The sequence below is a fragment of the Synechococcus sp. H55.11 genome (assembly GCF_047462475.1).
Classification (GTDB): Bacteria; Cyanobacteriota; Cyanobacteriia; order Thermostichales; family Thermostichaceae; genus Thermostichus.
Genome location: NZ_JANSJI010000078.1, coordinates 1 through 7,342, shown reverse-complemented (window position 1 = coordinate 7,342; position 7,342 = coordinate 1). Strand labels below are relative to the sequence as shown.

The window sequence follows — 7,342 nt, the reverse complement described above, 5'->3', positions numbered from 1 at the left end:
TGGGAGAGGGGCTGGGGGTGGTCGCGTGAGCGGCGCGGAGCGCTTGGGCTGACTCCCTCAGGGAGAGGGGCCGGGGATAAGGACAACTGCTGCCAGAGCATCAGACGGGATCTAGGAGTTAGCAGAAAGGGGTACGCTGGCAAGGCTAAGATCCGATTGACCCAGTTCCGTTCCCTGCTCCCGCAGCGGGCGGGATGGGTCAACTTGGAAGCTGTTGATCCCTGCAACCTCTTCTGACCCTGTGCCGACGCTACAACTGGCCTCGCCAACTTCCGCGGCCTGGATCGAGCAGGCCATTCGCCACCTCGACCTGATTTTGCTAGATCACGCCAACTGCGAGAAGAAAGCAGCGGGCAATGCCCTCAGTTTGCTGTTTCGCTACCCCGCCAACGGGCGGCTGGTGGAAGCCCTTTCACCACTGGCGCGGGAGGAGCTGCAGCACTTTGAGCGGGTTCACCGGCACCTGCAACGGCTGGGGATCCCGATCAGGCCCCTCTCGGCTGCTCCCTATGCCAGCCGCCTCAACCAGCACCTACGCCGCTCCGAGCCGGAGCATCTCTTGGATGCACTGCTAGTGGCCGCCATCATCGAGGCCCGCAGCCACGAACGCCTAGGCCTGCTGGGGATCCACGTCCCCGACCCGGAGCTGCGGCAGTTTTACCTCTGGCTGGCGGCGGCTGAAGAGCGGCACTGGCAGTTGTATTTGGATCTGGCGCTAGAACAGTTCCCCGCCGAGCCGGTGCAGGAGCGGCTGGACGCTTTGCTGCAGGTGGAAGCCGAGATCCTCTCCACCCTTCACCCCGAGCCTCGTGTCCACAGCTAACCTCTCCCCTTCCCGTGCAACCCCATGTTCCAGGCAACGCGGCGGTGGCTGGCCCTCTGGTACACGGTGGTAACGGGGGTGTTTTTGTTGCTGTTTGCCGGCAGCTTCTACTGGTATGTGCAGTCAACCCTGATTGAGCGGGTGGACGACACGCTGGGCCATGTGGTGGAAATTGTCGAGCGCTCCCTGGTGGTGGACGAGAGCCTCTTGGACCCGCAGCAGGTCCGCCACAGCTTGGAAGCCAGCTTTCGGGATGATCCCAGCACCCTAGCAGACGACCACATCGACCTGGAGTGGTTTGATCCCCAGGGATCCCTCATCTGGTCCACCGTGCCCGGCGGCATCCCTGCCCCCCTGCTGACGGAGGGATCCCTGCACACCGCCCGCATCGCGCCTGGGTATTGGCTGCGCCAGTTCACCGAGCCGATCCTGGCCAGTGGGAAGCTGCTGGGGTATTTGCGGGTCAGCCACCCCTGGTTTGAGGTGAGCAAGCCGACACGCCAGCTCATTCGGGATCTCAGCCTCTGGGTAGCGGCCAGTTTGGCCTGTGTAGGAGGAATCGGCTGGCTGCTCTCCGGTTTGGCCATGCAGCCCATCCGCCAGTCTTACCAGCAGCTCAAGCAATTTACCGCCGATGCCTCCCACGAGCTGCGCAGCCCCTTGGCCAGCATCCAGACCACGGTACAGGTGGCTTTGGCAGACTCCCAATTGGATGCCGACACCCGCCAGCGCTGGCAGATGGTGGAGCGGCTGTGCCTGCGGCTGGGCCGGCTGGTGGACGACCTGCTGTTTCTGGCCCGCCACGACAGCGGCATGGTGCCTTTCCAGCCCCGCTGCTGTGCCCTGGATGCTCTGCTGCTGCAGGTGGTGGAAGAGTTGCAGGGCTTGGCCAACCAAAAAGGGATCCGTCTAAAGCTGGATATGGCCGCCCCCCCAGAGGAGACGGGAGGGGATCCCTTTGCCTTTTGGGGAGATGAAGAGCAACTGGCCCGCCTGTTCACCAACCTGATCGAAAACGCCCTTCTCCACACCCCCCCCGGCGGCGAGGTGCAGGTGCGGCTAAAACAGCGGCTGCGCTCCGGATCCCCAGAACTGGTGCTGCAGGTGCAAGATACCGGGCCGGGGATCCCACCCCAGGCACTGCCCCACTTGTTCGACCGTTTCTATCGGGTGGATCCGGCCCGCAGCGGGGATCCCAATCGGCGGTCGGGCTCAGGTTTGGGGCTGGCCATTGTCAAAAGCATCGCCGAGCAGCACCGGGGACAGGTGCGGGTTGAGAGCAAGGTGGGGCAGGGATCCACCTTTGAGGTGATTTTGCCCCAGCGACGATTGGAAACTTGCACTCCAGAAACTGTCTAAAGGTGCTCTAGAAAACAGACAATCCTTGGACAGTATGTTAAATTCAGACTAAAGTTCAGTCTACTCTTTACTGCAAACATCCTGGCTTAATAGCCTTACTTTTGAGCCGAGGCTCTTTTTCTGACTTTCCGTCATTTTCTGTTTCCGGATTTCAGAATTTCTCTTTAAAAGCAAAGTCAGGACTAAGACAGATGAGGCGGAACTGGATCCCAGCCTCTGCTTTCTCTTGCAAGTTGCCGGCAGGGTAGTAAGCCGACTGCTTGAGTATGTCTGTTTACCGGCAAGTCCGGAGAAGTTCCTCTCCCCCTCCTCCAAAAACTTCCAAAAAAATGTATCGTTTCCAAGTTCGCGCCACCACTCAGCCCGGTGATCGAATTGCCCTGGTGGGATCCAGCCCTCGGTTGGGCGCCTGGGATCCGAGCCGCTGTGTTTGGCTGCAGACGGATCCCGCTTGTTATCCGCTCTGGTGGGTGGAGTTGCCATTAGGCCCGGCAGATGGCACTTCTGGCCCCCTATCCTCCGGGGAGTGGCCTCAAGAGACCCCTCGAGTGGAGTACCGATATCTGCGCGTTCAGGCCGATGGCGAAGTTATTTGGGAAGCTGCCGATAGGAATCGCTGGGTGCCGCTTGAGCCTCAGCCTTTGCCATCAGTTTTGATCGTGGAAGATGGCGAGTTTGGCCGGATCCCTTCCTGTCCTTACGGCTATTTTGCCACCCCTATTCTTGAGCCTGAGCCTGAAGATTTGCCGGGACTGAAGATAGTTGTTTTGGGTAGCTCCGTTGCCCTGGGGTGCAGCGCCTGGCTATTGCGAGGTTGGGCCTGGCTGTTGCAGAAAGCCTTGCGGGAGCGCTACGGCCATCGGGTGCGTAATCTCTCGGAATTGGGGGCTACGGTCAGCCGAACGCTGGCACGGTTTGATCAAGTTGTCGTTCCCGAACAACCGGACGTGGTAATTGTGGCCTTGTCGTTGGGAAATGAGGGCTTGGCCACGGCTCTGCCGGAGCATCGACGTGCCGTCCAAAGGCGGTTTGAAAACGGCCTGCGACGCCTGATTGAGAAGATTCAAAATATAGGCGCTTTGCCCATCTTGGCAGGGGTCTATCCTCACGGCGACTATGGTCCAGAACAGCATCTGCTTCTGCAGGAAACTCAGCAAAAGATGCTCGGTTGGGGATGCCCTGTGTTCAATTGGCTGCCCATCCTAGACGATGGCCAGGGCCGCTGGAAGCCAGACCTGGCTTTTGACCCCGCTCACCCCAATTCCAAGGGGCATCGGGTTATGTTTGAGGCCATCGATCTCTCGCTCTTCGAGCACGGCCAAGTTCTGTCGGCTCGTGGAAAGCTGGCTCAATCCACTGCAGAACGAATCATTTTTGAAGACGGCAATGGCTTTTGGGTAGCTGCAGAAATAGGCAGAGATCAATTTCGCATCGTGAATATAACCCCCTACCCTTATACCCTTGCGCCAACTTGGCAATCTTTGCAGACTGCTTTCCAAAAATCACGCCTGCAGCCGGGACTGTATATTGGCAGAAGCGATGCAAGGATAGGAGACAAGACCCTACATTTACTTTCCATACAAGAGGACAGTTCGGTTCAAACCACCCTCTCCATTCCTGCAGATGCCGACCTCATCTTCTCCCCAATAGCTCAGTTCTTTTCCGCAGAAGCAGTAGAAACGATCTTCGAGGATGGATCCCTGATCCTGCTCAAGCTCAGTGGATCTTCAAAAGGCTCTTCTGATCCCAGGCCTCGCCTGTGCGTGATCAATCGGAGCAATCACGAGTACAACATCCACCCCATGTGGAAAGAAGTGCGGGCTGCCCTCAGAGCTCTGCCACCAGGGGTTTATGAGGATCCCCTCTATCGCGATGCTCCTTTCCGCACGTTGATGATTGGAGAAGGGGGGTTGGAAAGCCGGGTCAAGGCCGCTCCCAACTCGGTCATGCTATTGGAATACACATGCGCCTTATCTGATATTCATCGCGTTGCTGTTGTTCCCCTGGGGGATCGCTGTGCAGTGCGAATGCTGCTCTACAAGCTGGAATACGACGGGCCTGCATTTCCTTTTGATTTGACCCGCACCAGCAACCTAGCGGATGTGGCCGATATGATCCACCACGATTTTCAGGGCATGTGGGATCCGCAATATTTGCACTACAGCCCTGAAGACAGGCGAATTTATCACAGCAAGTGGACAGGTCTTTCTTTCGGCCATGAGGTGGAAGAAGGGGAAGATCCACTGCAGAATATGAATCCAATCCACGAGCGGATGCGGACTCGTTATACAGCTCGCGCCAAGCGCTTTCTGTATGTCTTGGAAAAGGCCGATAAAGTTTTGTTCGTGCGCACAGGCGGTTGCCGGCGAGAGGCTGTTGTTGACTTGGTAGATAAGCTGGCGGCTAAGCGCAGGGGCAAGCCTTTCTTGTTGCTGGTTATTTCCCTTCAGTCTTCCGATGAGTTTGTAGGGATCCCCAATGTTATCCATTACAACTTGGAGTTTAACCCCGACCGCATGTGTGCAGATCCTGAGCATTGGAAGTACTGCACAGGGATCATGAGGGATATTCTCCATTCCTTGGGGGTCTCTAGCCGCAATCTTTTCTGGTGCCCCCCACAACTGTAGGCGCCGACAATGGGCGGGTGGGGATAGAGCAGAAGTTTGAGGCGCTCCAAGGTGCTCAATCCAGAAAGCTGATGATCGGACTCGAACCGATGACCTGCTCATTACGAGTGAGCTGCTCTACCGACTGAGCTACATCAGCAACGGTTGATTCGATGGGGGAACCCGCCACTCCGGAGCAAGCAATCCCGATCTTGATCCTGGGCAAGCTTACTGATCTTACCTCATCCTTGCCTTACTCGGGATCCCCGGCGCCACAACCCCAGAGATAGCCCCAGCGTCAGCCACACCAACCAATCCCCCGTGCGGCTGTAGAAGGTGGTCTCAGAACGCCGCCTTACCTCTCCCGTGATCACCCCCCGCTGAAAGATGGGGCCGACCTGCTGGAGCCGACCTGAGGGATCCACCACCAGGTTGCCGCCGGTGTTGTTGACAAACACCATGCTACGCCGGTTTTCCACAGCCCGGAAAACCGAGAGCTTGCCGTGCAGCATCGGCCAGTGGCTATTGCCAAACCAGCTATCATCCGAAATCACGATCAAAGACTCGGCGCCATGACGGGTTAGAGCGCGGCTGGGCGCAGGCAGCACGCTCTCCAAGCAGATCATCACCCCCAAAGGCCCGAAAAGCTCGCCCCCGGCCAAAGGCCGATAGCCATCCGGCGAGGGCACATAGCGCCCCGACTCGAAATAGGGAAAGATCCACTGCTTGCCAAACCCATCCAGCAAGCTGCCCTGGGCGTCGAACAACAGGGCCATGTTCAACAATCGCTGCTGCTCCTCCGGCAGATGGGCTGTGCGGGGATCCGGCTCTGTTGCCCCCGTAATCAAAGCGCCTTCTGGCGGCAGAATCGCTTGCATCGGCTCGATCACATAAGGTTCCAGGGCGGTATTCAGCAGCCGCGCCCGCAGCGCCCCCTCCGGCCAAATCACCAATTGTGCGCCGGCGGCCACCCCCTGGGCAGAAAGTTGATGCAGCTCCCGGTAGCGCTCCCTGCGGTAGTCCCAACTGCGATCGGCTTCCAACCAAGCCACCTGCTGCACCGCCGCCACCCGAAAGCCGGGATCCCTGGCCAAAGCATCGAAGTAGGCCAGGCGCACGCTTCCATAAGCCAAGACCAGCCCCGTCAACCCCAGGCCCCAGGCGAGCGTACTCCAGAAATCCCTGTTCCTGAGCAGCTCATCCAAGCAGGTTCTCAGGGATCCTCGGGCCATCTGCCTGGCCATCTGCCAAAGCACCCCATTGACAAACACAGCAAAAAAGGTAACCCCCCAGATGCCTGTGATATCGGCCACCTGGATGGCAAGGGGCCAATCGAACAACAGGGAGCCCCAATGAAAGGGAATAGGCCACCAGAGCAAGCCCAACAGCCCATCCAAACCTGTCCAGACCGTGGCCAAGCCCAGCGGACGCGCCCAAGGCGGCAGGGGATGACTCAGATGTAAACTCAGGAGCGTAGCAGTGGTAAAGAAAAGGGGGATCAGGGGGGCCACCACCACGCCCCCCAAGATCTCCCAGGCGCTCAGCACCTTGACTGAGAAGGGATCCACCCAGAAGGCATACAGGCAAACCCAAAACCAAAGGCCATAGGCCAAACGCCACCGCGCCCACCCTTGCTGTTGTTCGCACAAGTCAAACAGCGGGGCTAGGCCCAGCAGCGCCCCCGGAAACCAATGCAGCCAGCGGTTGGGGGATCCCAGGCAAAGTAGCAGAATGGCCAGCCCCATCAGCCAGCGCCTGCCTGGGTTTCCTTTTTGGAGCAGATCCTGCTGTTGGGTTGAATCTCCCACTTTCAGCTTCATCAACAAGCGCCTAAATCTAAAGCTGTGTTAACATTTTGCATAACTTCAGGGGTCTGGCGCCTTCCGGCTTGGCTTGGGGATCTCGTCAGCGGTGCGTAGCACTATGGGCAAGGTTTTGGTTTTGAATGCCTCCTACGAGCCGCTCAACATCACCAGTTGGCGCAGGGCGGTTGTTCTGCTGCTCAAGGGCAAGGCCGAGCAAATCGAGCACAACGGTCGAGTGGTGTACGGCAACATTCCTTTGCCCACTGTCATTCGTCTGCGCCACTATGTCCACGTTCCCCACAAGGAGATCCCGCTCACGCGCCGCAACGTCCTCTACCGGGATGGGCACCGCTGTCAGTACTGCGGTTGCTACGGCGAAGACCTCACCCTCGATCACGTGATCCCGCGCTCCCGCGGCGGTGGAGATACTTGGGAGAACGTGGTCAGCGCCTGTGTGCGCTGCAACGTAAAAAAGGGCAACCGCACCCCCCGCGAAGCCGGTATGCCCCTGCTGCGCCAACCCCGCCGTCCCCACAGCACCCTCTACTTTGAAATCTCCAAAGCGGTTGACAGTGGTTCCCACCGAGAATGGTCCAAGTACGCCATCGGCCTGGAAGGGGATCCCCAAGAGGAACCGTTGGACAACGGCTAAGGATGGAGTTCTGACGTGGGGGCAGCTTTGGAAATGGGGGGAGAGGTGGTGGCCGGGATCCCCGTCTCGATCCACTGGTGGATCAGGGCATTGACCT

Annotated in this window: 5 protein-coding genes and 1 tRNA gene; 4 read left to right on the top strand and 2 right to left on the bottom strand. The window is 58.6% G+C overall.

Annotation, left to right across the window (positions count from 1 at the left end; all coding sequences use genetic code 11):
• The first annotated feature begins 217 nt into the window (after positions 1–217).
• The 3 genes from NW853_RS03385 (at position 218) to NW853_RS03375 (ending at position 4,809) form a co-directional block, all read left to right on the top strand.
• On the top strand, positions 218–823 hold the full coding sequence (locus tag NW853_RS03385) for a tRNA-(ms[2]io[6]A)-hydroxylase (protein ID WP_414334102.1): 606 nt from the start codon (positions 218–220) through the stop codon (positions 821–823).
• A 24-nt stretch (positions 824–847) separates the two neighbouring features.
• Complete coding sequence (locus tag NW853_RS03380) at positions 848–2,182, top strand: sensor histidine kinase (RefSeq protein ID WP_414334062.1); 1,335 nt, start codon at positions 848–850, stop codon at positions 2,180–2,182.
• 329 nt (positions 2,183–2,511) lie between these two features.
• On the top strand, positions 2,512–4,809 hold the full coding sequence (locus NW853_RS03375; RefSeq protein WP_414347759.1) for a DUF1796 family putative cysteine peptidase: 2,298 nt from the start codon (positions 2,512–2,514) through the stop codon (positions 4,807–4,809).
• Between the two features lie 66 nt (positions 4,810–4,875).
• Here the strand turns inward: NW853_RS03375 and NW853_RS03370 are convergent.
• Together NW853_RS03370 and NW853_RS03365 are read right to left on the bottom strand one after the other, a co-directional pair.
• Positions 4,876–4,948, bottom strand: a tRNA-Thr gene (locus NW853_RS03370).
• An 82-nt stretch (positions 4,949–5,030) separates the two neighbouring features.
• Positions 5,031–6,608, bottom strand: a complete 1,578-nt coding sequence (locus NW853_RS03365; RefSeq protein WP_414334065.1) for an apolipoprotein N-acyltransferase — start codon at positions 6,606–6,608, stop codon at positions 5,031–5,033.
• Between the two features lie 103 nt (positions 6,609–6,711).
• Between NW853_RS03365 and NW853_RS03360 the strand changes: the two genes are divergently transcribed.
• Positions 6,712–7,245 carry an HNH endonuclease gene (locus NW853_RS03360; protein ID WP_414334103.1) on the top strand — a complete coding sequence of 178 codons (534 nt, stop codon included), beginning with the start codon at positions 6,712–6,714 and terminating at the stop codon, positions 7,243–7,245.
• Positions 7,246–7,342 lie beyond the last annotated feature (97 nt).

Excerpts from the sequence above, each read along its gene's own strand:
- NW853_RS03360 (WP_414334103.1), top strand. The coding sequence starts at position 6,712 with ATGGGCAAGGTTTTGGTTTTGAATGCCTCCTACGAGCCGCTCAACATC.
- NW853_RS03375 (WP_414347759.1), top strand. The coding sequence starts at position 2,512 with ATGTATCGTTTCCAAGTTCGCGCCACCACTCAGCCCGGTGATCGAATT.
- NW853_RS03365 (WP_414334065.1), bottom strand. The coding sequence starts at position 6,608 with ATGAAGCTGAAAGTGGGAGATTCAACCCAACAGCAGGATCTGCTCCAA.
- NW853_RS03380 (WP_414334062.1), top strand. The coding sequence starts at position 848 with ATGTTCCAGGCAACGCGGCGGTGGCTGGCCCTCTGGTACACGGTGGTA.